Genomic DNA, 25,387 nt, shown 5'->3' on the forward strand with positions numbered 1-25,387 from the left:
AGGAGTCTGAGGAGTTTCTATGAATGCACTGCATCGAGATCTGACCCGCCTGGTTCCCCGCATCGAAGCGGAGGACCGGGCAAAGGTGGACGCTGACCCGCGCCGCCTGCGCTTTCACCTCATGCCGCCCACCGGCTGGATGAATGATCCGAACGGTCTGTGCTGGTATCGCGGCAGCTATCATGTATTCTATCAGTACGGCCCGTTTGACCCGAACGGCGGCGTCAAGTTCTGGGGTCACTGGAGCAGCCCGGATCTGTTGCATTGGACGCAGCAGCCGGTCGCGATGTGCCCTGACCAGACCTGGGACATTCACGGTGTCTATTCCGGCTCCGCGCTGGCAGAGGATGACGCACTGTATTTGTACTACACCGGCAACGTCAAGTACGCAGGCGATTACGACTATATCAACACGGGTCGCGGGCACAATCTCGCGCTCGCGATCTCGCGGGACGGCGTACAGGTTGACACCAAACAGCTTTTGATGGAAAATAAGGATTATCCGGATGACCTGACCTGTCATGTGCGCGACCCGAAGGTGTGGAAGCAGGACGGGATGTATTATATGGTGCTCGGCGCGCGGACAAAGTGCGACCGCGGCGAAATCCTTGTATATGAATCGGCGGACAGGCTGCACTGGAAGCATATCAACACCATCACGACGCCGGAGGTGTTCGGCTACATGTGGGAATGCCCCGACCTGTTCTGCGTGGACGGGCAGTATATTGTTGCGATGTCACCGCAGGGCGTGACCCGCGAGGGCAACAAATACCAGAACGTCTATTCCTGCGGCTATTTCCCACTGTACGGCGATTTTCGCGGCGAATACACGCTCGGCGAATACATCGAATGGGACACCGGCTTTGATTATTACGCGCCGCAGACGTTTGAAGCGCCGGATGGCCGCCGCATTGCCATCGGCTGGATGGGCATGCCGGACGCGGATTACACCAATCCGACGGCGGCGGAAAACGGCTGGCAGCACGGCATGAGCGTGCCGCGTGAGCTGCACTGGACAGGCACCTGCCTGACCGCAAATCCGGTGCGCGAACTGGATGCCCTGCATCGCAGCCGCCGCACGCTGTCGTTTGACGGCGTGGCACAGTGTGAGCTGGCGGCGGGTGCGGATATCCGCATTCACAACCGCGGGGAGAGCCTGCACCTGATGCTGGGGGATGCGGCGGCGGTGGAATACGGCCATGGGCTGCTGACACTGACGCTGACCGAAACAAGCGGCAGCGGGCGGACACAGCGCGTGGCAGAGGTGGACCACCTCTCCGAGCTGCGCATTCTCGCGGATACCTCCTCGCTGGAGCTGTTTGTGGGCGGCGGCGAGCAGGTCATGACAACACGCTATTACCCGTCCGGCCCAGTTTCCCTGCGCATCGGCGGACAGGGTGAAGCGGAGCTTTACGATATGGATGCCATGGAGCTGGCATATATGGCGGAATAAGGAGGACGTTACGATGAGACGAGTGGCGGCAATCGGGGAACTGCTGATTGATTTTGTCCCGCAGCAGAAGGGCTGTGCCTTGCGGGAGGTCACGCATTTTGAACGTGTGGCGGGCGGCGCGCCTGCCAATGTGGTGACGGCGGTGAGCCGCCTGGGCGGCAGCGGTGTGATGATCTCACAGGTCGGCGAGGACGCATTTGGCGAGCATATCATCGATGTGCTGCGCGCAAACGGCGTGGATACGCACTATGTTTACAAGACAAAGCGCGCCAACACCGGTCTGGCATTTGTGTCGCTCGATGCGACAGGCAACCGTGAATTTTCCTTTTTCCGCAATCCGAGCGCAGACCTGTTCCTCTCTCCGGAGCAGATTGTGCCGGAAATGATGGCGGACTGTGCCGTGCTGCATTTCTGCTCGGTTGACCTGGTCGACTGGCCGGTGCGCGAAGCGCACCGCCGTGCGATTGAGCTGGCACAACAGGCGGGTATGATTGTCAGCTTTGACCCGAATGTGCGCCTGCCGCTGTGGGATTCCCCGGCGGCGTGTCGTGAGGCAATCCGTGCCTTTCTGCCGTATGCAAACATTGTCAAGCTGTCGGATGATGAGCTGGAATTTGTCACCGGCTGCCGCGATGAACGCGAAGCGGCAGAGCAGCTGTTCGCAGGCAGCTGCCGCCTGCTGCTCATCACAAAGGGCGGGGACGGCTCATCGGTCTATACGCCGCACGCCGAGGCACACCGCCCGGCGCTGGAGGCGCAGGTGGTGGATACAACCGGCGCGGGCGATTCGTTCGCCGGCTCGTTCCTGTTCCAGCTGGTGCGCGACAAGGTCGAGCTGAATGACCTCACCGCACTGTCTGAGGAAACGCTGGGCGAATACCTCGACTTTTCCGCAAAATATGCCGCGATGACTGTCGCGCACAAGGGCGCTGTCATGGCGTCGATGGACGAATTTGAACGCCGGTACGCCAAGTAAAACAACGATTCATTCTCTCTCTAAAAAAACCAAGCCGCACAGGACGGGCAACGTCCTGTGCGGCTTTTGCTGTGTTGTGAGAGAGGTTTATGCGCCGGTGGTCAATGCGTCGAGAATACTGGTCAGATCGTCCTGCGGCACGCCATAGGCATAGGCGCCGCCGTCCACGCTGACGAGGTATTCGCGTGAGCCGCCCTTGGTAAAAGCGAGCGAACGCGTAGAACCGTCGTTCATGGTCAGCGTGACTGTTGCGGATGCAGCTGCATCCTGCGGGTCATCGATCAGGCGGGTGTAGTTGACCGAGGTGATGGCGAGGAAGAATTGTTCGAGCGCATCGTCCGTCATATCCGCACCGTCCAGCGTCGCGGTATCATCATCCGCGTCATCGGATTCATTTTCGTCGGCTTCCACATGCGTGATGTCGACGGTGTGTGTTTCATCGCCCTGCGTGACGGTGATTTTGTCCACCTCGGACAGCGCGCACGGCAGCAGATTGGTGGAGCGCCAGTCGTTCCAGTCCTCCTCGAGGAAGGAATAATCCGACGCGGTACACAGATAGACGGTCTTGCCGCCTTCCTTCATGACATAGATGCCCCCGTCATCGGTTTCATCGCCGATGAGGATTGCCGCGTCAAGACTGCTTGCGGCAAGTTCAATGCGAGTGGGGTCATCCAGACCGTATCTGCTGAGATCAGACGGATTGTCCTCCACAATCGACTGTGCTGTGAGACCGGACTGCAAACCGGACAGCAGCCCGGTGCTCAGTTCGTCGTCATCCGCGTCACAGGACAGCGGCGCGGTGAACACATATTTGGAATATGCCTGTGCCACATCGCTGTCCATATCAGAGGTATCGCGGGCGGAGAGCGTGACCGTCGTGCCGTCGTCCATATGATCGATGGTCAGCGATTTCAGCTCGTCCGACAGGCTGTAATAGCCGCCGAGCACGGTCAGATTGCGGTAATAGGACTGTGCCTGTGTGAGCGTCTCCGCGGTATCGCTGTCCAGCAGGTAGACCGCCGTTCCGCCGTTTGTGGAGCAATAGGTGCCCAATTCACCGGACAGGCCGATGGTCAGCGTGACCGCCGTGCCATCCGTGTCCGTGATGACGAGCGTATTGGTGTCATCTTCTGCCGACAAGCCGTATTTTTCCGGATCAGAACAGGTTTCTTCGATCGGGCGGGCGGAGATATCACAGGCGGCATCCATCAGTCCCTGCATGAGCGATTCGCTGTAGTCATCCTCCGACGCACCGGACATCGTATAGGAGGTGCCGCTGTCGTCAGAGGAGGTTGTCATGGTAAAGCTGCTGCCGTCGCGCAGCGTGACCTGCACGCTGGCGAGATCGGCGGTGTCCATCGACACCAGCTCTTCCGACGGGACGCTGTCTGCCTCTTCCTCCGCGGGATGGAGCAGCAGCGCGGCATAGGTGCCGCCGAGCACGGCGACTGCGATGACGCCGAACAAAAGGCGTTTGGTATTCTTTGTCATAGCTTCCTCCGGCGGAAAAAGACCGCGATGCCCGCGCCGAACAGGGCGAGCGGGAACAGGGCGAGCAGCAGGAAAATGACAAACTGTGCCGTCGTGCCGGCAATCAGCGGCTCTGCGCTCAGGCTTTTGGCAGCGATGGTGACGACATCGAGATCCGGCTGCATTTCACTGACAACATTGCTCAGGAACGACCGGTTGAGCAGGCTGGAGGCACTCATCAGGTCATCCGTCATCATCAGTGCGGCGGAGCAGACAAACACCTGTCCGCCGTCGTCGTTGCCGGTATAGGTGGACAGCGTTGCGAGCGCAAACGGGCCGTCGGTATCGCCGTCCGCCTTGGCATAACTGTCATATTCGGTCTCGTCGGTGAGAACCTTGGCATATGCGGTGTCACGGCTCTCCATCAGTGTTTCAATCGTGCGGTCGGTCACGGAGCTGTCCAGCTTCGCCGTGATCGACTTTGCGTTCGGTGTGACGAGTACCATGTCGGTCTTGCTGTCCAGCGCGCTGTTGACGTCGGAATCGGTCAGCTGCGCGAGGATATCCGGTTCTTCATTGATGTTGTAATCCGCGTCGAGCACCATGTCCGCCTGGACATCTGCGCCCCATTCCTTCAGGTAGGAATACAGCACCGGCAGAGAGGTCGGGGACAATGTGCCGTCAAATACCATCAAATCGCCGCCGCCCTTGACAAAGGCGTCGATGAGATCGGCCTCTGTCTCGGTCAGGTCGGCCTGTGGCAGGCTGATGACCACAATGGACGCATCATCCGGGATTTCTTTCTCCTCGGTCAGGTTGAGCAGGCTTACCGTAAAGCCTGCATTTGTCAGCATGGAAGTAAAGGCTGTGGAAACGCTCTCGTTGTGCCCCTGTAAAAGATAGGCAACCGGCGTCTGGTCGCTCGTCACGGCGGTGATGGCGGAGGTCAGCGCCTGCTCACCCTGGAAACCGGTGACGGTGGAATAGCCGCTGTACGATGAGCTGGATTCGGTCGTATAAAAATCCGAGTCGTTGAGGACGCGCGTGTGGTCACCGCAGGAGACAATGACGCTGCCCGCCTGAATGGTCGCGGCGAGGTCGCTGTAGCGGCTGACCACATTCGGGTTGGTGTATGGGTCAATATATTCGACGGTTATGTTATCGCCTGCCAGATTGACGTATTTGTTCAGCAGCGTGTATACCTTGCCATAATAGCTGTCGTTGCGGAAATCGTCTTCTGCGGCCAGAATGGTGATATCCACGGTGTCCTCCATGCTCTCGAGCATGGTTTTGGTGTCATCGGTGATTTCATACAGCTGGTTTGCCGTCAGGTCGAGCGTCAGGTCGAAGCGGTCGGTCAGATTGGTGCACACGAGGTTGAGCAGGATGACGGCTGCGAGTGCAAATGCGAGTCCTGCGGCGGAAACCGACACGCGGCGCAGCCGTTTGCGCTTCTGTGCCTTCTGCTCGGGCGATACCGGCGCCTTGGGCGCCTTATTTTTTTTGTGAAATCGTTTCATCGGGTCACACCTCCTCAAAGCCTGCGCCGCTCAAGCACGCGGGCGGTCAGGTACAGGAATAGCCCGGTGAGCGAGAGGAAGTAGATCAGGTTTCCAAACGAGAACTGACCGGACATAAAGGAATCATAGCGGGTGAAAATGGACAGCCAGCTGAGCAGCATGCCGGGCAGGCTGCTGCTGTCCAGCGAATAGCTCAGCATATCCGCGACATACAGCCCGAGGAACAGCGCAAATGACAGCACAGCGGCAATCAGCTGGCTCTCGGTCAGGCTGGAGAGGAACATGCCCATGGCGACAAAGACGGCTGCGGCGCACAGCACGGCGATATAGCAGCCGAGGATGCTCGCCCAGGCGGGTGTTCCGAAGATTGCGACGATGACAATCCACGGCAGTGTGCACGCGAGTGCGACGAGCAGGACACTGACAGCGGCGAGGAATTTGCCGAAGACAATTTCCCACACGCTGACCGGCGCGGTCAGCAGCAGGCGGTCAGTCCCCTGCTTGTATTCCTCGCTGAACAGCCGCATGGTCAGGATCGGCATGAGGAACAGAAATACGATGAGCATGTTGGAAAAGACGCTGCCCATATCGCTTGAGGAGGACAGCACACAGATGGCGAAAAAGTACAGGTTCATAATCGCAAGGAACGCGCCGATGTAGACATATCCCAGCGGGGAACGGAAAAATCCCTGTAAATCGCGCTTACGGATGGCATTCACTTGTCCTCACCCCGCTTTCTGCCGAACAGACGGCGTTTTTTCTTCGGTGCTTCGTCCGCAGGTGCCGGCGCTTCCTCCGGCGCGGGCTCCGCGCCGGTCAGCTCGAGGAAGATGTCTTCCAGGCTCAGCTCGACCTGCTGCATGGACAGGATGGCGAGCTGATGCTGGCTGAGCGCGTCAAACACGGCACGGCGGATGTCCGCACCCGGCTCTGCCGTGATGCGGTAAATGGATTTCATGCCGTCCTCCGCCGTGACAACGGCTTCGGAAACGCCCGGTACTGCGCGCAGCACGCCGAGCACGGTGGCGGGCTCGCCCTCGATGGTCATGTTCAGCTGTTCCGCGCCCTCGACGCGCTCACTCAGCTCGGCGGGCGTGCCGTCCGCGACAATTCTGCCGTGGTCGATGACGAGGATGCGGTCGCACACTTCCTGCACCTCCGGCAGGATATGACTGGACAGAATGACGGTGTGTTTTTGTCCGAGACTGCGGATGACCTCGCGGATCTCGATAATCTGGCGCGGGTCAAGGCCGACGGTCGGTTCGTCGAGGATCAGCACCTTTGGGTCACCGATGAGCGCCTGTGCCAGTCCGACGCGCTGGCGGTAGCCCTTGGACAGGTTGCGGATCAGCCGCCCGCGCACATCGGACAGTCCTGCCATATCATAAACGCTGTCCAGATGCTCCTTTTGCGGCAGCCGGCATTTTTTCAGCCTGTAGACAAATTCGAGATATTCGTCCACCGTCATGTCGGGATACAACGGCGGATTTTCCGGCAGGTAGCCGATAATTTTGCGCGCGCGGTCGGCATCGGTCTCGATGTCCGCGCCGTCTACCGTCACGGTACCGGCTGTTGCGCGCAGGCAGCCGGTTATCATGTTCATGGTTGTGGTTTTTCCCGCGCCGTTCGGACCGAGGAATCCGATGATTTCGCCCTCCGCGACGGAGAACGAGAGATCGGAAACCGCGGCGATATCGCCGTACCGGCGGGTGAGCCCGTTCACTTGTATCATAAAAGGCCTCCTGAGGGGATAATAGATAAAAAACAGGGAAGAGCAGAAGCTGTCGCCCTATATTGTCCTCATTTTATCATTGCTGTGTGATTGTTTTGTGAACAGTATTCGGCGTTTGTTGTGTCCGGTGCAGGAAATATAGTATAATACTGTCAGAATGTCGCAGAAAGGGGAAGGCAGCCATGCAGGATTTTATTGCACAGGGCATGACGGGCGGCAGTTTTGAGGACAACCGCCTGCCGGTACTCATTTATATCTGCCCGCTGGAGCTGAATGCGGCGGGGCAGGAGATGCATTCCCATCCGGGCTACGCGGAGCTGATGCTGGTGCGCACCGGAAAGGGAGTCGTCAACGTGGACGGACGGCAGGAGACCCTTTCCGCCGGGGATTTTGTCCTGTGCGGCGCAGGCGAGCCGCACAGCTACCACTCGGTCGGAGAGGAGCCGATGACCGGCGTTTCCTGTGGATTTGCGCGGCTGATGTGCCGCGGTATGGAGGAAAACAGCTTTATCGCGCACTCTGACCAGCCGGTTGTGCACGCGGGCGGAGGCAGTGCGGCGCTGGATACGCTGCTCTCCGTGCTGGAAAAGGCGGCACTCGACCCGAGCACGGCGAGTGAGGAGGTTTGCAGCTATCTGTCTGCGGCGGTCGTGACCGTCGCGCTGCGCATTCACCGCACCGCCGCCGAGCAGGCGGAGCAGGCACATTATGAGCTGGGCGTGCGCACACGCATGTACCTCGACCGCCATTATCTCGAACCGCTGACGCTCGACGGGATCGCACAGGTGATGGGCGTGAGCAAGTACCATCTCGACCGCGTGTTTGCGGAGAGCGCGGGCTGTTCGCCCGTGCAGTACATCATCCGCCGCCGCATGGCGCGCGCACAGACACTGCTCGCCTCCACCGACCAGACCATCCGGCATGTGGCGGCACAGTGCGGCTACAGCAACTATAATTATTTCACAGAGTTGTTCCGCAGAACCGTTGGAATGACCCCAAGAGACTACCGAAAAGTTGTACAGGGACGCACCGGACATAGGAATTGATGGGTAAATTTGTGTAATATGACGGAGAATTTTGGAAATCGTGGGATTCTGTATTGCAAAGTGCCTGCAAAATCCGTATAATCATACTATCGGAGAATGTTGGGTTCTATCAGATAACACCCGGCAAAGGACACTGAAGAGACATGGAGGCTAAACCAATGGAACTGTTACGAATCGGCGTTGTGGGATGCGGCGCGATCGGCCGTGAACACATTGACCGCATTACCAATAAGCTTTCCGGCGGTAAGGTCGTTGCTGTATCCGACGTTTTTGTCGAAGGCGCACATAAGGTGGGTGATCCCATCGGTGCAACTGTGTACAACAACAGCGCGGATCTGGTCAATGACCCCGATGTAGATGCGATCATCTGCACCACCCCGGGATTTGCCCATAAGGAAACTGTCATGCAGGCGATTGAGATCGGCAAGCCGGTTTTCTGTGAGAAGCCGCTGACCACCACCGCGGAGGACTCGATGGACATCGTCGAGGCGGAGATCGCGGGCGGAAAGCACCTCATTCAGGTCGGCTTTATGCGCCGCTATGACAAGGGCTACCGTCAGGTAAAGGAAATGCTGGAATCCGGCGAGTTCGGCGCACCGCTGTACCTCAAGTGCACCCACTGGAACCCGGAGGTCGGCACCAATTACGACACCCCGATGGCAGTCTATGACACTGCTATCCATGAAATCGACGTGCTGCACTGGCTCGTCGGCGATGAATACGAGTCTGCACAGATCATGATGCCGCGCCAGACCAAGCATACGCATCCGGATCTGAAGGATCCGCAGCTGATGTTCCTCAAGTGCCGTTCCGGCCTGATCGCCATGGTCGAGGTCTTCGTCAACTGCCGCTTCGGTTATGACATCAACTGTCAGATCGTCTGCGAGGAAGGCGTCATCGACCTGCCGTCCCCCGCAGTGCCGACCTACCGCAAGTCGGGCGGCCTGACCACCCCGATCGGTCACGACTGGAAGAAGCGCTTCATCGAGGCGTATGACACCGAAATTCAGGAATGGATCAATTCCACCCGCAAGGGCGAGATGAACGGGCCGAGCGCATGGGATGGCTTTGTCGCCAACCTGACCGCCGACGCACTGGTTGCCAGCCAGCAGACCGGCGAGGTCGTTCCGATTGACATCGGCGTTGTCCCGGAATTTTATAAAAAATAATTTGCCACAGCGAAAACAGATTTTTCCCTTAAGCAGATCAAAAGCCGTCGGCTGTTCGCCGGCGGCTTTTTGCGTTTGGGGTATTAAATCGGGTATTTTCGGAACAGGCTGGGGGAAATCCCCACGTTTTTCTGGAAGCTGTGGATAAAATTTTCCTCGCTGTTGTAGCCGATGTGGTAGGCGATTTCCTTGACGGTCAGCGTCGTGGAGGTCAGCATGTATTTTGCCTTGTCCAGTCGGCGCAGTACGATGTATTCATACGGCGAGTAGCCGGTGTGCCGCTTGAACTGGCGGGAGAAGTGCGAGGGGCTGAGGCTGACCGCCTCTGCGACCATCGCCACGCTCAGCTGTTCAAACAGGTGTTCGTTCATGTAGCGGATCGCCTGCGTGATGCAGCTGTCCGTATCGCGCACGGTGCCCGTGTCCTCCAGCAGCAGCTGGCACAGGATGCGGTGCAGCAGCTGGGAACAGGCGGCTTCGCTCAGGCGGTCGCCGGAGGCGCACCCGCTGAGCAGGGAATCCAGCGCAAGCAGGATTTCTGAGTATGACGTCGGCGCAAACACGTGCCGGTCGCCGTGCACCTGAAGAATGCGGCGGTAAAAATCGTGCGCATTCAGCCCGTTAAACAGCAGCCATATAAATTCCAGTCCGTCTGTACCGTGGTAGCGGTACGGCTCGCGGCAGTCGAACAGCACGATCTGCCCGGACGCGGCGAGCGTGGGCTTCCCGCCCAGATCCAACTCCATCGCGCCGTCCTGCACGGCAAACAGCATGATATTCAGATTGTGGTCGCCCTGGAGTGCGATTTCCGACTGGCACCCGAAGGAGTATGCGCTGTTGCAGAAATAATGCCCGCAGCGCGTCGGATAATAAAACAGCTCATGTGCCAGCGCGGACGGCGTAAAATAGTATCGCTCGGAGGTCTGGTGTACGCCGGCTTCCGGAATCAGCATTTTGTTCACATCCTTTCTGTTATTTATCGTAGCAGGCATGCGCCGCAATTGCAAGAGGTAAGACAGCAGAATATCGCAGTTATTCGGCAAATACTATCATTGGCAGATGCTGCACAGGCAGATATAATAGAAGCATCAAGGGAGACCGCCGAAAGGCGGACAACACGACAAGTAAGGAGGATACTATCAATGAAAATTGCATTTGACGTTGACGTACTCGCCAAGCAGATGAGCATCAATGACATGGTGCACAAGGTAGCAGACTGGGGCTACAAGTACATCGAGCAGTCCCCGCATCCGCGCATCAACCCGTTCTACAAGCACCCGCTGTTCTCCAAGGAGGCAGAGGCTGAGTACCGTCAGGCACTCAAGGAAACTGGCGTTGAGATTTCTTCGTTCATCGTCGTATATCGCTGGAGCGGCCCGACCGAGGAGCAGCGCCAGCACGCTGTTGCAAACTGGAAGAAGATCATCGAGATCGCTGTCAACATGGGCGTTCCGGTTATCAATACCGAGTTCTCCGGCGACCCGAACCAGCAGGAGATCTGCAACGGCATGTGGTTCCGCTCCATGGAAGAACTCCTTCCGATCATCGAGCGCGAAGGCCTGCGTGTTGAGGTTCAGTCCCATCCGTATGACTTCTGTGAGCTGAACGACGAGGCTTGCGATCTGGTTAAGTCCTTCCGTTCCAAGAACCTGGGCTACGTTTACTCCGCATCCCATGGCTTCTTCTACGATCAGGGCAAGGGCGATGTCCGCCATATGCTGAAGTACGCTGGCGACGAGCTGACCCACGTTCTGTTTGCGGATACCTACAACCAGACCAAGGACTGCCGTTACATCCTCAATCCGCCTTGGCTGAACCAGCGCGGCGCAGCTGACGTTACCATCCATCAGCACACCGCTATGGGCGAAGGCGAGGTCGACTTCCAGGGCATCTTCGAGACCCTGCGCGAGATGGACTTCGCAAACAAGCAGCTGAAGCCGGACGCTCCGAAGGTAGGCGGCGACAACATCGCATGTGTATCTTACTTCGGTTTCCCGGAGAAGATGGACAAGCAGGCTCCGGAAGCTCGTGAAATCCTCGAGAGAGAGCTGCTGGGCAAGTAATCCCCGAAAAGAAGAGAAGAAACTGCACAGGTCGCCGGTCATTTGACCGGCGGCTTTTTCTCGCATCCGGGCGAAAATCAAACTTGCACTTGCGTTTCTGTAACAAATGTGATATCCTTATGTTTGGCAGGATGTATAGACGACGAGGTGATTGGACACACATGGCAGGCTGCCATGTCTGATCCCGGCGGAATTCAGGAGCCGCCGTTCGGCGTTCATTCTTGTTAAAAATTATACTATCCCTTTTGTTGTTGTATGATGGAGAAAGTGCTGCATTTTCAGGAGAATGCGGCACTTTTTTCGTTTTTAACCTGGTTTTAGTTACTAACAAAATATTTACAATTCATAAATGTGGCGAATTTTTTGTAAATATTGCACAACTGTTGGTGAAATTTTTCTCAATCTATAGGGCTTTTCCAATCTTGAAAACAAGTAAAGACGTCTGTTATAATACAGGATGGACATTGGCTGGGGAATTGTTGGAGCCCTGGTCGGCATTGCCAAATGTGATGATCCGGAACATCATGGGAGGCAGTTTGTCTTGGAGAGAGCACACAAGTGAAAAAAGGAGAAGTTGAGCAATGGATTTACTTATCACTGCCGTGGAATTCCTTGCGTTTACTGTTCTGGTTGCCGTTATCTCGTGGTGGAAGACGAGAGGCGATAAGCTGGACACGCAGGATGGCTATTATCTGGCAGGCCACAGTCTGATTGGCATTGTTATTGCCGGCTCACTGCTGATGACAAACCTGTCGGCAGAACAGCTTGTTGGCAACAACGGACAGTCCGCACGTGTTGGCATGTCCACCATGGGCTGGGAGGTTACCTCTGCAATCGCACTGGCCTTCCTTGCATTCGTACTGATGCCGCGTTACCTGAAGACCGGTCTGACGACCGTTCCGGAGTTCTTCGAGACCCGCTACGACAAGTTCGCACGCCGTCTGGTTTCGCTCATCGTATTGTTTTCGTATGTCGTTATCATGCTGCCGAATATCCTGTACGCTGGTGCACAGGTATTCGTGGAAATCTTTAACGTTGAGGGGCTCACCGGACTGAACAAGTTCTGGTGCCTGGCAATCCTCGGCGCAATCATCGCAGTTGTCGGCGCATGCTATGCCCTGTTCGGCGGCCTGCACGCGGTTGCACTGTCTGACTCGATCAACGGCATCGGCCTGATTATTGGCGGCCTGATGGTTCCGGTCTTCGGCCTGATCAAGCTGGGCAACATGTATGGCGGCGGTTTTTCCGAAGGCCTGCATCAGTTCCTGACCCTTGACCCGGTTCGCCTGAACGTATGGAACCCGGCAAACCTGAACGAACCGTACCTGCCGTGGCCGCTTCTGTTCACTGGCATGGTTATCAATAACCTGTATTACTGGTCTACCAACCAGTCGATCATTCAGCGTACCTTCGGTGCGAAGAACCTGAAGGAAGCGCAGAAGGGCGCAATCTTTGCATCCTTCATGAAGATCTGCACCCCGCTGATTATCGTATTCCCGGGCATCATCGCGTACTTCCTGTACGGCGAGAAGGTCTGGACCAATAACGGCGATGTTGCGTATGCAATGATTGTCAACGACGTCATGCCGACTTGGCTGCTCGGCTTCTTCGCAGCGGTTATGTTCGGTGCGATTCTGTCGTCCTTCAACTCGGTTCTGAACTCCGCATCCACGATCTATGCGCTGGATATCCATCGCCCGATCTTCAACCCGACCTGCTCGGATGCACACTGCGTCAAGGTTGGCCAGAGATTCGGTACGGTTCTGACCGTATTTGCAATTGTCCTGTCTCCGTTCATGCTGTACATGGGCGGCATCACGTCCTTCGTAAACTCTGCATTCGCAGCGTTTAATACGCCGATTTTCGTCTGCCTGGCTGTCGGCTTCCTGTCCAAGAAGGCGGACGCACTTCTGCCGAAGGTCATCATTCCGATTCATGTTGTCCTGTACTGCTTCCTGCAGTTCTGGGCACGCAACCACATTGCGGCACTGGCAAATGTACATTACCTGTATTTCACCGCAGTTCTGTTTGTCATCGATATGATTATCGTTGCCATCGTCATCAAGGTTCATCCGCGTGAGACCGACTTCGTTCTCGAGAACCACAGCGCGGTTGACCTGACGCCGTGGAAGTATGGCAAGATTGTTGCAGCAATTTCCCTGATTGTCATGGTAATTGCCTACATCATCTTCTCGCCGATCGGCGTAGCAGCAAAGGGCTTTGTTACTTACACAGTAATGTAACGCCGCATCCTGTGAAATTCCGGAACAGGAAACATTCCATACCAATAGAAAGCCGCCCGCGCAACCGCGCGGGCGGCTGTTTTCATGTGTCCATTCAGGCTGCGGGCGGTTCGGCTTCTGTCGGTTCTGTGCCGTCGCTTTCCGGCTGGGACGCGGGCTCCGCGTCCGCCGGGTGCAGCGTTTCATAGGTAAAATCGGTGTATACCCCGCCCGGTTCGAGCGTCACATCCTTGAGCTGTGCCAGCTCAGAGACTGTGACAAACGCATAGCCCTGTGCCTGAAGCTCGTCAATCGCGGTGAGCACGCCCTCGACGGTGGTCTCATACAGGTCGTGTGACAGAACGATGGCACCGTCCTGCGCGTTTTCAACGATGCGGGTCTTGACGTTGGAGGCATCGCGGTATTTCCAGTCGAGCGTGTCAACGCTCCAGAGGATGATCGGCAGGCCGAGCTGCTTCATGGATGCCCGAACGGTGTCGTTGTATGCGCCGCCGGTCGGACGCATGACGGTCGGCTTTTCGCCGGTATAGGAGGCGATCAGCTCGCTGTTGCTGCCGACCTGCTGGAGGCCGCCGTCGCTGACCTCGCGGTCGAGCAGCAGATGATCCATCGTATGGTTGCCCAGTTCATGTCCTTCCTCCAGATAACGCTTTGCCATGGAATGGAAGTCTTTGATGCGGTAACCGCAGAGGAAGAACGTCGCGTGCACGCCGCGCGCCTTCAGGCCGTCGAGCAGGCGCTCGGTGCGGCCGCCCTCATTGCCGGTTGGCCCGTCATCAAAGGTGATTGCCATATATTTGTCCCCCTGCGGGATGGGATTTTTCTCCTCCTCCAGCCCACCTGTCGGGACGGCAGAGCCGTCTGTGCTTCCTGCGGTTTGTGCGCTGCCCGGTGCGCCTGCGCTGCCGGAGCCACTGTCTTTTTTGGAGCCGGTTGCGGGGCTGGGGCCGCAGCCGGCAGTGCCCAGCAGGATGATGCCGCACAGCAGTGCGGCGAGTGTCTGTTTGAATTTCATATCGCACCCCTCTTTTCGTCTGTATCGCGCCGGTTTCCCGGCGTTTTTTTATTATACCACAAAAGAAGCAGGATAACAGAGCGTGTACCATTTCGTTACGAAACTGTAAGCAAATAGTAAGAATTGGAACGAAAAACGCAAAAAAACAGGAGCCTGCAAAAAGCAGGCTCCTGCGGAATGTTTGATTTTGCGTTTGGGACGCGTGGGATCAATAGTGACGAGCTTCGTACAGATGATCCTGGAGTCTCTTGTAGGCTTCCTGAACTTCCGGCTTGTCGGAAACAGAGGCAACGCCTACACGCCACCAAGCCTCCCACTCCTTGGACATAGACTTCGGCAGAACCTTCATGTCGATCAGGGTGGAAACGGTCTGCTTCTTGGAATCCTCCAGTGCAGCAGCCAGTTCATCAATGGTCTTTACGCGGTAAACCTTGCAGCCATATGCCTCAGCAACACCGGCGTAGTCGATGTTCATTGCCGGGCCCAGGTCGCAGCCGTCGTACGGAGTGCCCGGAATGTGCATGTTCTTCTCGGTGGTACGGGACTTGTTGCCCTGACCAACCTGGAGGTTGTTGATGCAGCCGTAAGCTGCGTTGTCGAACAGGCAGACATTGATCTTGTAGCCGTACTGGATGGAAGCAATCAGCTCGGAATGCAGCATGTCGAACGAGCCGTCGCCGCACATTGCGTAAACTTCCTGATCCGGGCATGCGATCTTACAGCCGTAAGCACCGGCAACCTCGTAGCCCATGCAGGAGTAGCCGTACTCGCAATGGTAGGTGTTCGGAACCGGAGCTCTCCACAGTGCCTGGAGGTCGCCCGGCAGGGAGCCTGCGGCGCCGACAACGATGGAATCCGGTGCGATGTGGGTGTTGATGTAGCCCAGAGCAGCGGTCTGGGTGAGCTTGGAGCCGATGGACTCGATGAAGTGCTCAACAGCGCGGCGGTTGTCGTCCTGGATTTCCGGAACATAGGACTCCGCGTCGATGTACTCGGTGTGATCCATGCGGTCAACGTCAGCCCACCATGCATCCTGAAGTCTCTTGACCTCAGCAGCGTACTCGTCGGAGGTGTGGTAGCCGCCCAGAGCGTCGATCTCAGCGCTGATTGCGGTCAGTGCTTCGTTTGCGTCAGCAACGACCGGGTAAGCATCCATCTTCAGGCACTGGAACTCGGACGGGTTGATGTTGACGAACTTTGCGTTTACATCGTACAGCCACTTGGAAGCGGTGGTGAAGTCGGTGTAACGGGTGCCGACGCCGATGACAACGTCACAGTCATGTGCAAATGCGTTTGCACACTCGGTACCGGTGATGCCGAGGCCGCCGAGGCTCAGCGGATGGGTCCACTCGATTGCGGATTTACCCGCCTGGGTCTCGCCGAACGCAATGCCATACTTTTCAGCGAATGCACGGAATACCTTGTGTGCTTCTGCGTAGCGAACGCCGCCGCCGCAGATCAGGAGCGGCTTCTTTGCGCTCTTGATGATTTCAGCAGCCTTCTTGGCAGCCTTCTTGGTAGCCGGACGGCGCTCGATGTTCCATACGCGCTTCTTGAAGAAGTCAACCGGATAATCGTATGCTTCGCCCTGAACGTCCTGCGGGATGGAAACTGCAACAGCGCCGCAGTTGCCCGGATCGGTCATAACGCGGAATGCAGAGATCATGTCGGTCATGATCTGCTCCGGACGGTTGACACGGCCCCAGTACTTGACAACAGCCTGGAAGGAGTCGTGTGCGGAGATGGTCAGGTTCTGCGGCTGCTCCATCTGCTGGAGTACCGGGTCCGGCTGACGGGATGCATAAACATCACCCGGCATCAGCAGAACCGGAATGTTGTTTGCAGTAGCGGTAGCGGCTGCGGTAATCATGTTGCAGGCGCCGGGGCCTACGGAAGAGGTGCAGACGAATGCCTGCTTGCGGCGCAGCTGACGGGAGAATGCAACAGCGGCCAGAGCCATGCCCTGCTCGTTCTTGCCCTGGTAAACTTCCAGATCCTTGATCTCCTGCTCAATACCGTTGCAGTAGCCGACACAGTTGCCGTGGCCCGGGATCATGAAGATACCGCGGATGAACTTCTGCTCAACTTCATTGCCGTCCATATCGATGTAGCTGACGTACTGGTTCTCCAGGAAGCGGATGCAAGCCTGGCTGGTCGTCAGACGGACGGTTTCCATGTGTTTCATTGGAATTTCCTCCTCATGCAATTCTTACACAATTCTCACATTGTTTCAGATATATATCCTTATTGTTACAATAAGCGAATGAATCAATAGCCGGTCGGGCATTTCCAGATGTGCTCATCGGCATCATCCTTGACCAGCCATTCGTGGGTCGGATCATCGATACGGGTCTTATCCCACGGATCGCCCGGCAGATGACGGATGCCCCATGCATAGCAGCAGGCATAGCCCGGTGCAGTTACCTGGGAGTGGCAGTCCTTGGTAATCAGTGCGCAGCCGTTGTGATGGGTTTCATACAGCTCGCCGTTGCCCCAGCCTGCGCCATAGCCCATCGGCTTGTCGTAGCGGTAGAAATAAACCTCCGGCTGCGGATGGGAGTGCGGCGGGTAAGAGGACCACTTGCCCGGCAGGTTGATAACCTCGCCCAGAACCATGTTGGAGTACGGGGCGATGTCGAGATCGAAGCAGGTACGGACATCGCGCTTGATACAGTTCTGCAAAACGCCGTCGGTACCGCGTGCCCAGGTGTCGGTGTCGTCCGGGGTGAACAGTCTGTTCTTGAATTCCGGAGCGACCTTGTCGTTCAGGGTTTTCTGGACGTAAATATTGGACGGACCCTTCGCGGTGATGACAATCTTGGTCTGCTTGCAAACATGCAGGCACCACGGGTTGTAGTCGAACGGGTTCGGGCGAACCATGTCGACGCTCTGGTCATCCCATGCCATGTTGACGTCGCCGTCGAACAGCAGGCATGCAACTTCCTTGTCGGCCTCTTCGATGGTGTAGGTATCGCCGGCTTCCATAACCAGAAGCGCGACGTCCATCATGCCGTCTTTGCCTTCTCCTTCATCAAGGCGCAGATACTCGTTGTAGCCGCGCTTGACTTCCTTATCCATGTACATTGTAAAACACACCTTTCTCTGTGCCGGAACCCGGCAGAACCTTGAAGTACAATGCTGCAAAAAGGGCATATGATGTCCCCGTTTGCATAATTTATTGTTATTATATCATGACATGTTGTCGTTTTCAAGAAGACGCATGATAAAAAGCGAACATAAAGTTGTGCAGGTCTACAATAATTTCGGCCTAAAAGGGCACGATCGTAGTCAAATCGGAGGATTCTCCCAAACAGTGCCGGAAACGGAGCTTTTTTTGGTATGCAAGGGGTTGTCATCCTTGTGCAATTCACCGGTTGATGTTATAATACATAGTAACAGAAAAATCCGGAAAAACAAGAATGCACTTTTAGGGTAGCGACTATGGGAATGGAAACTATCTGATAGGGGCAAGCATAAGGAGGGAGCCTGATGAAACGGGATTGCAGCAAAATCCCCTACGACTGTCCGATTGAGGCAACGCTGGGGCTGATTGGCGGCAAGTGGAAGGCGCTGATACTGGACCATCTGACGGGAGGCGCGCTGCGCTTCGGTGCACTGCAAAAGATGATGCCGAAAATTACGCCGAAGATGCTGACGCAGCAGCTGCGCGAGCTGGAAAATGACGGACTGATTCTCCGCCATGTCTATCCGGTCGTGCCGCCAAAGGTGGAGTATGAGTTGACGGACTTTGGACAGACCGTCCTGCCGATTCTCGATGCAATGTGCGCCTGGGGGCGCGTCTATCTGGACAATGTACGGGAACAGGAGGGGACGAAAGCAGCCGGCTGTGCGTGTGAGTAAGCGCGCAGGACACACAGTAGATCACAGAGGAAAGAGAAAGAGGATGCCGGGGCATCCTCTTTTTTTTATGCGTTTTCTGGCGGTCAGTCGTCCATGCCAAACCGGTCTTCGAGCCGGTCCTCGGCGTCATCCAGACTGTCCTCCAGCTTTTCCGTTTCCGCATCCTTGCTGCGGAAGTCCTCATAGCGCAGGGAACCGTTGCGGTACTGCGCTTCCAGCGCGTCACTGTATGCGTCAACCTCGCGGTCGAGCGCGTCGAGTGCGGTTTTGTGTTCCATGAACAGCGTTCGGTCGGCGTCTGTCGTGCCGGACGGCTTCGCCGCGTCCGCAGCTGCGACAGCCTCGGATACCTTTTTCGACAGCGCGCTGATGTCTGCTGTTTCCGCTGTGTTCGCCTGCGCTGTACCGGTCTGTGCAGTGGTGTTGTTCTGCGCGGTGCCTGCGGCACTGCCGTCGGTGGTCTGCGCGCCGGTCACGGTGGACGATGTGGTTGCATTTTGCTGATTTGTTCCGGTTGTGGCGGTTCCGCAGCCTGCCAGCAGGAGTGCTGCCAGCGCGGTGACGGAAAGCAGCGAGAACATCCGTTTTTTCATGAAAATTACCTCCAGTCTTTTCTCTGTGTGGCAAAATGGTTTGCTGTCTGTGTGTTTAGCATACCCGAAAAAGGGAAAAGAAACAGTAAAAAAGAAAAAATCAGAAAATTCCTTCGGAAAAGCGGAGTTTCTGTGCGAGCCGGAAAAAAAGTCCTCCGGGATTTCCCGGAGGGCGCAGATGTAAAGTCCTCCGGGATTTCCCGGAGGGCGCAGATGTGTTGCTGCGTTATTCCCAGAGGATGCGCACGTTGTGCGCGCGGCAGAACTCCACGAATTTCGGCGCGGGCTGCTGGTCTGTAATAAAGGTAGAGATATCCTGCAAACGGCAGAAGGTCACGGTCGCATCGTGCCCCAGCTTGGAGTTGTCTGCGATGAGGATGACATGCGATGCATGTGCGACAACGCCGCGCTTGATCTCCGCTTCGAGGAAGGTCGTGTTGCTCATGCCGGATTCGACGGTGACGCCGGTCGCACTGAGGAACGCCTTGGAGATGCGCAGGTCGGACAGCGCCTGCTGTGCCGAGATGCCGACAAAGGAGCTGGTGGAGGCGTTGTAGACGCCGCCGAGCGAGATCAGGTTGACGTTGTCGAATTTGGAAGCCTCGACCATGGCGGGCAGCGAGTGTGTCACGATGGTGAGCTTGGTGCGCGGCGGCAGATGGCGCAGCACACAGACAGCGGTCGAACCGGAGTCGATGAAGACGGTATCGCCGTCGGAAATCTCACGCACGGCGAGCTGGCCGATGTAGTCCTTTGCGGTTGGGTTGAGACCGGAACGAACCGGCAGCGGCATGACATCCTCCGGCGTGATTGCGGTGACGCCGCCATAGACCTTTGCGATATGCCCACGCGCCTCGAGCTCGTTCAGGTCGCGGCGGATGGTGTTTTTGGAGACGTTAAAGACCTCGCAGAGCTCGTCGATGGAGACGGTTTTCTGCGACAGTACGTATTCTTCGATGGAATTCAATCTGCTGATTTTCATAAGCCCCTGCTTTCTTGGAACAATGGAACATTTACAAGGGCGCATCAAAACCCCTCTGCTGTGCGCCCCGGAACACATTTGACTGCAAGCCGACGCAGGGGGCGTCCAGACATCCGGGAAGGATCTGCATGGGCGTCTGCTTCGTTCTGCAAGATCAAAAGAACCGGGCATGCGGAACACTTTCCGATACCTATGTTACTAGTATAACAGAAAGTTGAACAAAATGGAACCATATATCCGAAAAAATTTGTGTCTTTTGGGGAAGAAATGGCGCGATGCAATGCAACAGTTGGTGAAAATATTACGATAACTTCCTCAAAATTTTGGGAGGTGTTGAAAAAATCTATAAAATTACTTGGGCGAGCATTGCAATCTGTGGGCAGAAATGATAAAATCAAAGAAACTGCTGTACGACCTCTGTTTCAGGCGCAGATTCCTGCGCCGCAACGTCGTGCTACAATTTATGAATTAGGAATAGGTAGGTGTATTCAATGCAGAAAGCAGAAAAGATGCAGGCTCTCCGTGAATTCGCAGCAGAAATCCGTGTTGAGACCCTGAAGACCATCGGTTCGCTTGGTTTTGGACACGTCGGCGGCTCGATGTCGATCGTCGAGGCGATGGCTGTCCTGTATGGCGATGTCATGAAGGTTGATCCGAAAAATCCGCGTTGGGAAGACCGTGACTGGTGCGTCCTGTCCAAGGGCCACGCTGGTCCGTGCGCATACGCAACTCTCGCGCTGAAGGGCTTCTACCCGCTGGAAGAGACCCGCACGCTGAACAAGCCGAGCACAAACTTCCCGTCCCATACCGACCGCACCAAGACGCCGGGCGTCGACCTGACCACCGGTTCCCTCGGCCAGGGCATGTCCACCGCAACCGGCGCCGCTCTTGGCAACAAGATCGACGGCCGTGACAACCACGTTTATGTATTCGTCGGCGACGGCGAGTGCGATGAAGGCCAGGTTTGGGAGGCTGCTCAGTTCGCAGCTCATTACAAGCTGGACAACCTGACCTGCTTTGTAGACAACAACAAGAATCAGCTCGACGGCCCGGTTGACACCGTCATGAGCCATGGCAAGGGCATCGGCGCAAAGTTCGATGCGTTTGGCTGGAATGTCATCGACGTTGCTGACGGCAATGACGTAGAGCAGATTTATGACGCAGTTCAGGAAGCGCTGACCGTAAAGGGCGTTCCGACCTGCATCGTTCTGAACACCATCAAGGGCAAGGGCGCTACCTTCGCTGAGCCTTCCGGTGCACACAGTTCGCAGCCGTCTCCGGAGCAGTGGGAAGAAGCAATCGCTGCAGCAGAAGCAGAGCTCGCTGCTGTCAAGGCTGCAAAGTAAGGAGGGCATGCAAAATGAGTTTCACTTTGATTGGAAAGCACGAAAAAGATAAGCGCAGCTGCCGTGACGGCTACGTTCAGGCTATGCTCGAGCTCATGGAGGCGGACAAGTCCGTCGTTCATGTCGACTGTGACCTGATGGGCTGCATCAACACCAAGAAGCTGCTCGCTGCATTCCCGGAGCGCACCATCAACGCAGGCATCGCAGAGGCAAACGCAATGGGCATCGCTGCCGGCCTGACCGCTACCGGCAAGAAGACCTGGATTCATTCCTTCGGCTGCTTCGCTTCCCGCCGCGCATTCGACCAGGCATTTATGTCTGCCGCTTATGCAAAGCTGGGCGTTCATGTCCTGGGCTCTGACCCTGGCGTATGCGCTGCATACAACGGCGGCACCCATATGCCGTTCGAGGACTGCGCACTGTACATGTCCGTTCCGGATGCCATCGTGATCGATCCGGTCGACTACGCACAGGTTTACGCTCTGACCAAGAAGCTGACCGCTGTTGAGGGCCGCCTGTCCTACATGCGCATGATCCGTAAGGGCTTCACCACCGTTTACGCTGACGGTTCCGATTTCGAGATCGGCAAGGGCGTAACGCTGAAGGAGAGCGCTGATGACCAGGCTACCATCATTGCCTCCGGCATCATGGTAGACGAATCCCTGAAGGCTTACGAGATGCTGGAAGCTGAGGGCATCAAGGTTCGTGTCATCGACATGTTTACCTGGAAGCCGATCGACGAGGAGCTGATCGTCAAGTCCGCAAAGGAGACCGGCGCTATCGTAACTGCTGAGAACCACAACTGCACCTGCGGTCTGGGCTCTGCTGTTGCTCGCGTACTGTCCGAGAAGTGCCCGACTCCGGTTGAGATGGTTGGCGTACATGACCAGTTTGGTCAGGTTGGCGCTCAGTCCTTCCTGCAGGAAGCTTACAAGCTGACCGCAGAGGAGATCGTTGCCAACGTCAAGAAGGTAATTGCAAGAAAGTAAATTTCGTTATGCATACCGAGCCGTCCCTGTTTTGTGCAGGGGCGGCTTTTTTGCAACTTGAATTTAAAAAAATGAGAAACAATCGAAATGTTACAATATGGCGACAATATGGTTACGATTAAGAAATACTATAGACTTTGTCTTTTGGAAATAGTATGTATAATATACTTACAGTTTTAGTTTGGAACATCAAAGCTGGTTGTTGACAAAGGAGTGTTTTTAGTTTTTACGCGGAAAGGAGAATTATGAAGAGACGTAGTAAACTATTTATATCGTTATGTACGATTATTCTTTTACTGTCTACTTTTTCAACAGGGTTAGCAGGAAATCTTTCGGTAACAAGGTATCAGCAAGAAAAGAGTAATTGGTGCTGGGCAGCATCTGCACAAATGGTAGGAAAATACATAACCGGAACGCTTCGTTCGCAGTCACTAGTTTGCAGATATGTAATGGGAGAAACGTCCAATATACCTGCGGATATTTCTCAAATGAAAACGGCTCTATTTTATACTACTGAAAGAACTGCATATAGTAGTAATTCTCCTTTGAGCCTTGCTACTACAAAATCAAAAATTAATGCAAGCCGACCATTTATTGCCAGATTGGGATGGTCTAGCGGAGGTGGTCACGCTGTTGTTATTGGTGGTTACAATAATTCTAATGTTAGAGTTATTGATCCTGCATCGGGGTGTGGAACGAAGGACTTTACGTATACTAGTATGACAAGTGGTGTCCGCTTTCAATCTGGATATGGCTCATGGACGCATTCAGTATGGGTGAATTAAAGGAGGAAAAAGATGAAAAAAGTATATACAATCCTTCTTTTGGTTTTGCTGGGAACATTTGCTCTGGGCGGTACAGCGTTTGCAGCATCGGAATATGTGGAGCAGCTTACGCCAGATTCTGCGGACTATGCGGAAATATCGACGCTCACAAATCGTGTTTTAGATGCGATGAGCGGGATGTGCGCAGATGTGACGGCGGCAGACATTGACTGGAGCCGGGCATATAAAGTCTACGCGGATGAATCGGATGTCTATAGTTCTTATAAAGAACAACAAATGACATACGATGAAATCAAACAACACATGGAATATTATGTCTGGGTGCTTCCGGTACAGGTAAAAAATGCATATTTTCACGTTACGATTTCACAGGGAATGCCGCTCACGGAGGATGAATCCGTGCTGGCGGTACTGACAGAGGAACAGAAAGAACAGATTCGGGAAGAAACAGGCAAATGGATTCCGGTTGTGACGGAACAATTGGATGAGGACAAGACAGCAGAACAGATAGACCGGCAAATCGCAGATGCAGTGGGAAAAGAGAACATCCATCGAGCGTTTGTTATGGGAGGTTCGCCCAAGCTGCGTTCGGCGGTTGCTGTTGTTGAAACAATCAATCACAACATACAGATTGTTGTGCTGGAAGAACCGCGGCTGACTGGCGTACAAAGCTCTGAAGGCGCGCGGACAGCCAAACAGCCGCTGCAATCCGGTCAGGCCTATGCAATGGAGGACATGGCGGACAGGATGAGCGAGTACACGGTGGATACGACCGATGAGCACACTGGTACCGGCGCTGAAAGCGGAGCAGGCCATACGGCTATCATTTGGATCATACTGGGAGCTGCCGGAATAGGAATTGGCTGCTGGGCGTGGAAACATGCAAGATGCAAATGAAATTTGTGCATACCGAGCCGTCCCTGTCTTGTGCAGGGGCGGCTTTTTTGTGTGCAAATTTTGGTCATTTGAGGGCAAATATTGTCAGGTTTGCAGGCAAAAACAAGGTTCTGTTGTGCAACATGAATTAGAACGTGCAGGAAATAAAAAATAGTTGACCAAGTTGCACAAAACATTTGACAAACACCCCTGTATCCTATATCATAATAATGTAGGAGAAAAGCCTATTGCCTGCCCGTGCGCAGCGTGGAAATTTGGAGAGATTTCACGCGGATGAAAGGCGCGCAGGCGGGAGTATAAAATCATGGAGGTGTTGTGATTATGTTCACAAACAAGGATATCAAACTTGGTATCTGCCCGATCGGCTGGACCAACGATGATATGTGGGATCTCGGCGATGAGAATACATTCCAGCAGTGCATTTCCGAGATGCGTCTGGCAGGTTTCACCGGATGTGAAATCGGTCATAAGTATCCGTCTGACGTGAAGGAACTCAAGGAAGCTCTGGATCTGCGCGGCATGACCGTTGCATCCAAGTGGTTCTCTTCTTTCCTCGGAACCAAGCCGTTCGAGGAGACCTTCGAGGAGTTCAAGAAGGAAATTGAGTACCTGTGCTACGCAGGCGCAACTGCTATCAACATTTCTGAGCAGTCCTATTCTATTCAGGGCAATCAGGATCTGTCCATCTTCGAGAACAAGGCTCGCTTTACCGATGCTGAGTTCGCTCAGATGTGCGACGGCCTGAACAAGCTGGCTGAGTACGCAAAGAGCAACGGCATTCGCGCTTGCTTCCATCATCACATGGGTACCTGCGTACAGACTCTGGAAGAGACCGAGCGTATGCTGAACAACACCAGCGACGACCTGCTGCTGTGCTACGATACCGGTCACTGGACCTTCTCTGAAGTAGATCCGATGGCAATTCTGAACGAGTTCCCGAACAGAATCGGTCATGTACATCTGAAGAACATGCGTAAGGACGTTCGCGATCAGGCTATCAAGGAGAGCTGGTCCTTCCTGAAGTCGGTTCGTAACGGCGCATTCACCGTTCCGGGCGATCCGGAAGGCTGCGTAGACTTCGAGCCGGTTCTGAGAAAGCTCGACGAGATCGGCTACGAAGGCTGGATCATGGTCGAGGCTGAGCAGGACCCGGCTAAGGCAAATCCGTTCAAATATGCGAAGATGGCATATGAGTACATCACCGCAGAAATGGCAAAGTAATTCGAACATAATCACGATTTGAGCTA

Annotated in this window: 22 protein-coding genes; 12 read left to right on the plus strand and 10 right to left on the minus strand. The window is 55.4% G+C overall.

Translation table 11 applies throughout. The features are described 5' to 3' along the window. Positions 1 to 19 precede the first annotated feature (19 nt). On the plus strand, positions 20 to 1,453 hold the full coding sequence (locus ACLM7Z_RS04530; protein ID WP_087019436.1) for a glycoside hydrolase family 32 protein: 1,434 nt from the start codon (positions 20 to 22) through the stop codon (positions 1,451 to 1,453). 13 nt (positions 1,454 to 1,466) lie between these two features. Continuing rightward, on the plus strand, positions 1,467 to 2,429 hold the full coding sequence (locus ACLM7Z_RS04535; RefSeq protein ID WP_087019433.1) for a carbohydrate kinase family protein: 963 nt from the start codon (positions 1,467 to 1,469) through the stop codon (positions 2,427 to 2,429). Between the two features lie 87 nt (positions 2,430 to 2,516). On the opposite strand, the gene ACLM7Z_RS04540 is transcribed toward ACLM7Z_RS04535, so the two are convergent. From ACLM7Z_RS04540 to ACLM7Z_RS04555, 4 genes are read right to left on the minus strand one after another with little or no spacing between them, the layout of a single operon-like run. Further along, positions 2,517 to 3,920: a DUF4340 domain-containing protein gene (locus ACLM7Z_RS04540; RefSeq protein ID WP_087019431.1), complete on the minus strand. Its 1,404-nt coding sequence runs from the start codon at positions 3,918 to 3,920 to the stop codon at positions 2,517 to 2,519. Next, positions 3,917 to 5,419, minus strand: a complete 1,503-nt coding sequence (locus ACLM7Z_RS04545) for a GldG family protein (protein ID WP_087019428.1) — start codon at positions 5,417 to 5,419, stop codon at positions 3,917 to 3,919. The genes ACLM7Z_RS04540 and ACLM7Z_RS04545 overlap by 4 nt, the downstream gene beginning before the upstream one ends. A 14-nt stretch (positions 5,420 to 5,433) precedes the next feature. Continuing rightward, on the minus strand, positions 5,434 to 6,138 hold the full coding sequence (locus tag ACLM7Z_RS04550; RefSeq protein WP_087019425.1) for an ABC transporter permease: 705 nt from the start codon (positions 6,136 to 6,138) through the stop codon (positions 5,434 to 5,436). Then, positions 6,135 to 7,151 (minus strand): ABC transporter ATP-binding protein, encoded by a 1,017-nt coding sequence (locus tag ACLM7Z_RS04555; protein ID WP_087019422.1) that lies wholly within the window; start codon positions 7,149 to 7,151, stop codon positions 6,135 to 6,137. Before ACLM7Z_RS04555 ends, ACLM7Z_RS04550 begins: the two co-directional genes overlap by 4 nt. 182 nt (positions 7,152 to 7,333) lie before the next feature. Here ACLM7Z_RS04555 and ACLM7Z_RS04560 point away from each other — a divergent pair, with 182 nt between their 5' ends. Beyond that, entirely contained in the window at positions 7,334 to 8,197 is an 864-nt protein-coding gene (locus ACLM7Z_RS04560; protein WP_087019419.1) for an AraC family transcriptional regulator, read from the plus strand. A gap of 158 nt (positions 8,198 to 8,355) precedes the next feature. Next, the gene (locus ACLM7Z_RS04565) at positions 8,356 to 9,366 is read left to right on the plus strand and encodes a Gfo/Idh/MocA family protein (RefSeq protein ID WP_165761101.1); all 1,011 of its coding nucleotides are present in this window, start codon (positions 8,356 to 8,358) and stop codon (positions 9,364 to 9,366) included. Positions 9,367 to 9,449: 83 nt separating this feature from the next. Here the strand turns inward: ACLM7Z_RS04565 and ACLM7Z_RS04570 are convergent, their stop codons facing one another. After that, on the minus strand, positions 9,450 to 10,319 hold the full coding sequence (locus tag ACLM7Z_RS04570; RefSeq protein WP_435645629.1) for a helix-turn-helix domain-containing protein: 870 nt from the start codon (positions 10,317 to 10,319) through the stop codon (positions 9,450 to 9,452). Between the two features lie 189 nt (positions 10,320 to 10,508). Here ACLM7Z_RS04570 and ACLM7Z_RS04575 point away from each other — a divergent pair, with 189 nt between their 5' ends. Then, positions 10,509 to 11,429, plus strand: coding sequence for a sugar phosphate isomerase/epimerase family protein (locus ACLM7Z_RS04575; RefSeq protein ID WP_087019412.1), 921 nt, complete (start codon positions 10,509 to 10,511; stop codon positions 11,427 to 11,429). A gap of 581 nt (positions 11,430 to 12,010) precedes the next feature. Continuing rightward, complete coding sequence (locus tag ACLM7Z_RS04580) at positions 12,011 to 13,672, plus strand: solute:sodium symporter family transporter (RefSeq protein ID WP_435645630.1); 1,662 nt, start codon at positions 12,011 to 12,013, stop codon at positions 13,670 to 13,672. 94 nt (positions 13,673 to 13,766) lie between these two features. Here ACLM7Z_RS04580 and ACLM7Z_RS04585 read toward each other — a convergent pair whose 3' ends face one another. The 3 genes from ACLM7Z_RS04585 to ACLM7Z_RS04595 form a co-directional block, all read right to left on the minus strand. Continuing rightward, positions 13,767 to 14,687, minus strand: coding sequence for a polysaccharide deacetylase family protein (locus ACLM7Z_RS04585; RefSeq protein WP_435645631.1), 921 nt, complete (start codon positions 14,685 to 14,687; stop codon positions 13,767 to 13,769). A gap of 208 nt (positions 14,688 to 14,895) precedes the next feature. After that, positions 14,896 to 16,863 carry a 3D-(3,5/4)-trihydroxycyclohexane-1,2-dione acylhydrolase (decyclizing) gene (gene iolD, locus ACLM7Z_RS04590; protein ID WP_087019804.1) on the minus strand — a complete coding sequence of 656 codons (1,968 nt, stop codon included), beginning with the start codon at positions 16,861 to 16,863 and terminating at the stop codon, positions 14,896 to 14,898. Positions 16,864 to 16,955: 92 nt separating this feature from the next. Next, positions 16,956 to 17,771: a 5-deoxy-glucuronate isomerase gene (locus ACLM7Z_RS04595; protein ID WP_087019403.1), complete on the minus strand. Its 816-nt coding sequence runs from the start codon at positions 17,769 to 17,771 to the stop codon at positions 16,956 to 16,958. Between the two features lie 405 nt (positions 17,772 to 18,176). Here ACLM7Z_RS04595 and ACLM7Z_RS04600 point away from each other — a divergent pair, with 405 nt between their 5' ends. Beyond that, the gene (locus ACLM7Z_RS04600) at positions 18,177 to 18,548 is read left to right on the plus strand and encodes a winged helix-turn-helix transcriptional regulator (protein ID WP_087019400.1); all 372 of its coding nucleotides are present in this window, start codon (positions 18,177 to 18,179) and stop codon (positions 18,546 to 18,548) included. Positions 18,549 to 18,631: 83 nt separating this feature from the next. Here ACLM7Z_RS04600 and ACLM7Z_RS04605 read toward each other — a convergent pair whose 3' ends face one another. Further along, complete coding sequence (locus tag ACLM7Z_RS04605; RefSeq protein WP_273350047.1) at positions 18,632 to 19,141, minus strand: hypothetical protein; 510 nt, start codon at positions 19,139 to 19,141, stop codon at positions 18,632 to 18,634. Between the two features lie 226 nt (positions 19,142 to 19,367). Then, the gene (locus ACLM7Z_RS04610) at positions 19,368 to 20,123 is read right to left on the minus strand and encodes a DeoR/GlpR family DNA-binding transcription regulator (RefSeq protein WP_087019394.1); all 756 of its coding nucleotides are present in this window, start codon (positions 20,121 to 20,123) and stop codon (positions 19,368 to 19,370) included. Positions 20,124 to 20,614: 491 nt separating this feature from the next. Between ACLM7Z_RS04610 and ACLM7Z_RS04615 the strand changes: the two genes are divergently transcribed. The 5 genes from ACLM7Z_RS04615 to iolE all read left to right on the plus strand — a co-directional run bounded on the left by ACLM7Z_RS04615 (position 20,615) and on the right by iolE (position 25,361). Beyond that, positions 20,615 to 21,469, plus strand: a complete 855-nt coding sequence (locus ACLM7Z_RS04615; protein ID WP_087019391.1) for a transketolase — start codon at positions 20,615 to 20,617, stop codon at positions 21,467 to 21,469. Positions 21,470 to 21,483: 14 nt separating this feature from the next. After that, positions 21,484 to 22,458 (plus strand): transketolase family protein, encoded by a 975-nt coding sequence (locus ACLM7Z_RS04620; RefSeq protein ID WP_087019389.1) that lies wholly within the window; start codon positions 21,484 to 21,486, stop codon positions 22,456 to 22,458. A 245-nt stretch (positions 22,459 to 22,703) separates the two neighbouring features. Beyond that, entirely contained in the window at positions 22,704 to 23,243 is a 540-nt protein-coding gene (locus ACLM7Z_RS04625; protein WP_087019386.1) for a papain-like cysteine protease family protein, read from the plus strand. 12 nt (positions 23,244 to 23,255) lie between these two features. Then, positions 23,256 to 24,140 carry a hypothetical protein gene (locus tag ACLM7Z_RS04630; protein WP_087019383.1) on the plus strand — a complete coding sequence of 295 codons (885 nt, stop codon included), beginning with the start codon at positions 23,256 to 23,258 and terminating at the stop codon, positions 24,138 to 24,140. Between the two features lie 321 nt (positions 24,141 to 24,461). Next, the gene (gene iolE / locus ACLM7Z_RS04635) at positions 24,462 to 25,361 is read left to right on the plus strand and encodes a myo-inosose-2 dehydratase (RefSeq protein WP_087019380.1); all 900 of its coding nucleotides are present in this window, start codon (positions 24,462 to 24,464) and stop codon (positions 25,359 to 25,361) included. The last annotated feature ends 26 nt before the right edge of the window (positions 25,362 to 25,387 follow it).

The sequence above is a fragment of the Butyricicoccus porcorum genome (assembly GCF_051246315.1).
GTDB classification, from domain to species: domain Bacteria; phylum Bacillota; class Clostridia; order Oscillospirales; family Butyricicoccaceae; genus Butyricicoccus_A; species Butyricicoccus_A porcorum.

Bases quoted from the DNA above. Each gene is read 5' to 3' on its own strand.
- ACLM7Z_RS04620 (WP_087019389.1), top strand. From the start codon at position 21,484: ATGAGTTTCACTTTGATTGGAAAGCACGAAAAAGATAAGCGCAGCTGC.
- ACLM7Z_RS04580 (WP_435645630.1), top strand. From the start codon at position 12,011: ATGGATTTACTTATCACTGCCGTGGAATTCCTTGCGTTTACTGTTCTG.
- ACLM7Z_RS04600 (WP_087019400.1), top strand. From the start codon at position 18,177: ATGAAACGGGATTGCAGCAAAATCCCCTACGACTGTCCGATTGAGGCA.
- ACLM7Z_RS04575 (WP_087019412.1), top strand. From the start codon at position 10,509: ATGAAAATTGCATTTGACGTTGACGTACTCGCCAAGCAGATGAGCATC.
- ACLM7Z_RS04555 (WP_087019422.1), bottom strand. From the start codon at position 7,151: ATGATACAAGTGAACGGGCTCACCCGCCGGTACGGCGATATCGCCGCG.
- ACLM7Z_RS04615 (WP_087019391.1), top strand. From the start codon at position 20,615: ATGCAGAAAGCAGAAAAGATGCAGGCTCTCCGTGAATTCGCAGCAGAA.
- ACLM7Z_RS04610 (WP_087019394.1), bottom strand. From the start codon at position 20,123: ATGAAAATCAGCAGATTGAATTCCATCGAAGAATACGTACTGTCGCAG.
- ACLM7Z_RS04605 (WP_273350047.1), bottom strand. From the start codon at position 19,141: ATGAAAAAACGGATGTTCTCGCTGCTTTCCGTCACCGCGCTGGCAGCA.
- ACLM7Z_RS04625 (WP_087019386.1), top strand. From the start codon at position 22,704: ATGAAGAGACGTAGTAAACTATTTATATCGTTATGTACGATTATTCTT.
- ACLM7Z_RS04570 (WP_435645629.1), bottom strand. From the start codon at position 10,319: ATGCTGATTCCGGAAGCCGGCGTACACCAGACCTCCGAGCGATACTAT.
- ACLM7Z_RS04630 (WP_087019383.1), top strand. From the start codon at position 23,256: ATGAAAAAAGTATATACAATCCTTCTTTTGGTTTTGCTGGGAACATTT.
- ACLM7Z_RS04585 (WP_435645631.1), bottom strand. From the start codon at position 14,687: ATGAAATTCAAACAGACACTCGCCGCACTGCTGTGCGGCATCATCCTG.
- ACLM7Z_RS04560 (WP_087019419.1), top strand. From the start codon at position 7,334: ATGCAGGATTTTATTGCACAGGGCATGACGGGCGGCAGTTTTGAGGAC.
- ACLM7Z_RS04545 (WP_087019428.1), bottom strand. From the start codon at position 5,419: ATGAAACGATTTCACAAAAAAAATAAGGCGCCCAAGGCGCCGGTATCG.
- ACLM7Z_RS04565 (WP_165761101.1), top strand. From the start codon at position 8,356: ATGGAACTGTTACGAATCGGCGTTGTGGGATGCGGCGCGATCGGCCGT.
- ACLM7Z_RS04535 (WP_087019433.1), top strand. From the start codon at position 1,467: ATGAGACGAGTGGCGGCAATCGGGGAACTGCTGATTGATTTTGTCCCG.
- ACLM7Z_RS04595 (WP_087019403.1), bottom strand. From the start codon at position 17,771: ATGTACATGGATAAGGAAGTCAAGCGCGGCTACAACGAGTATCTGCGC.
- ACLM7Z_RS04540 (WP_087019431.1), bottom strand. From the start codon at position 3,920: ATGACAAAGAATACCAAACGCCTTTTGTTCGGCGTCATCGCAGTCGCC.
- ACLM7Z_RS04530 (WP_087019436.1), top strand. From the start codon at position 20: ATGAATGCACTGCATCGAGATCTGACCCGCCTGGTTCCCCGCATCGAA.
- iolD (WP_087019804.1), bottom strand. From the start codon at position 16,863: ATGGAAACCGTCCGTCTGACGACCAGCCAGGCTTGCATCCGCTTCCTG.
- iolE (WP_087019380.1), top strand. From the start codon at position 24,462: ATGTTCACAAACAAGGATATCAAACTTGGTATCTGCCCGATCGGCTGG.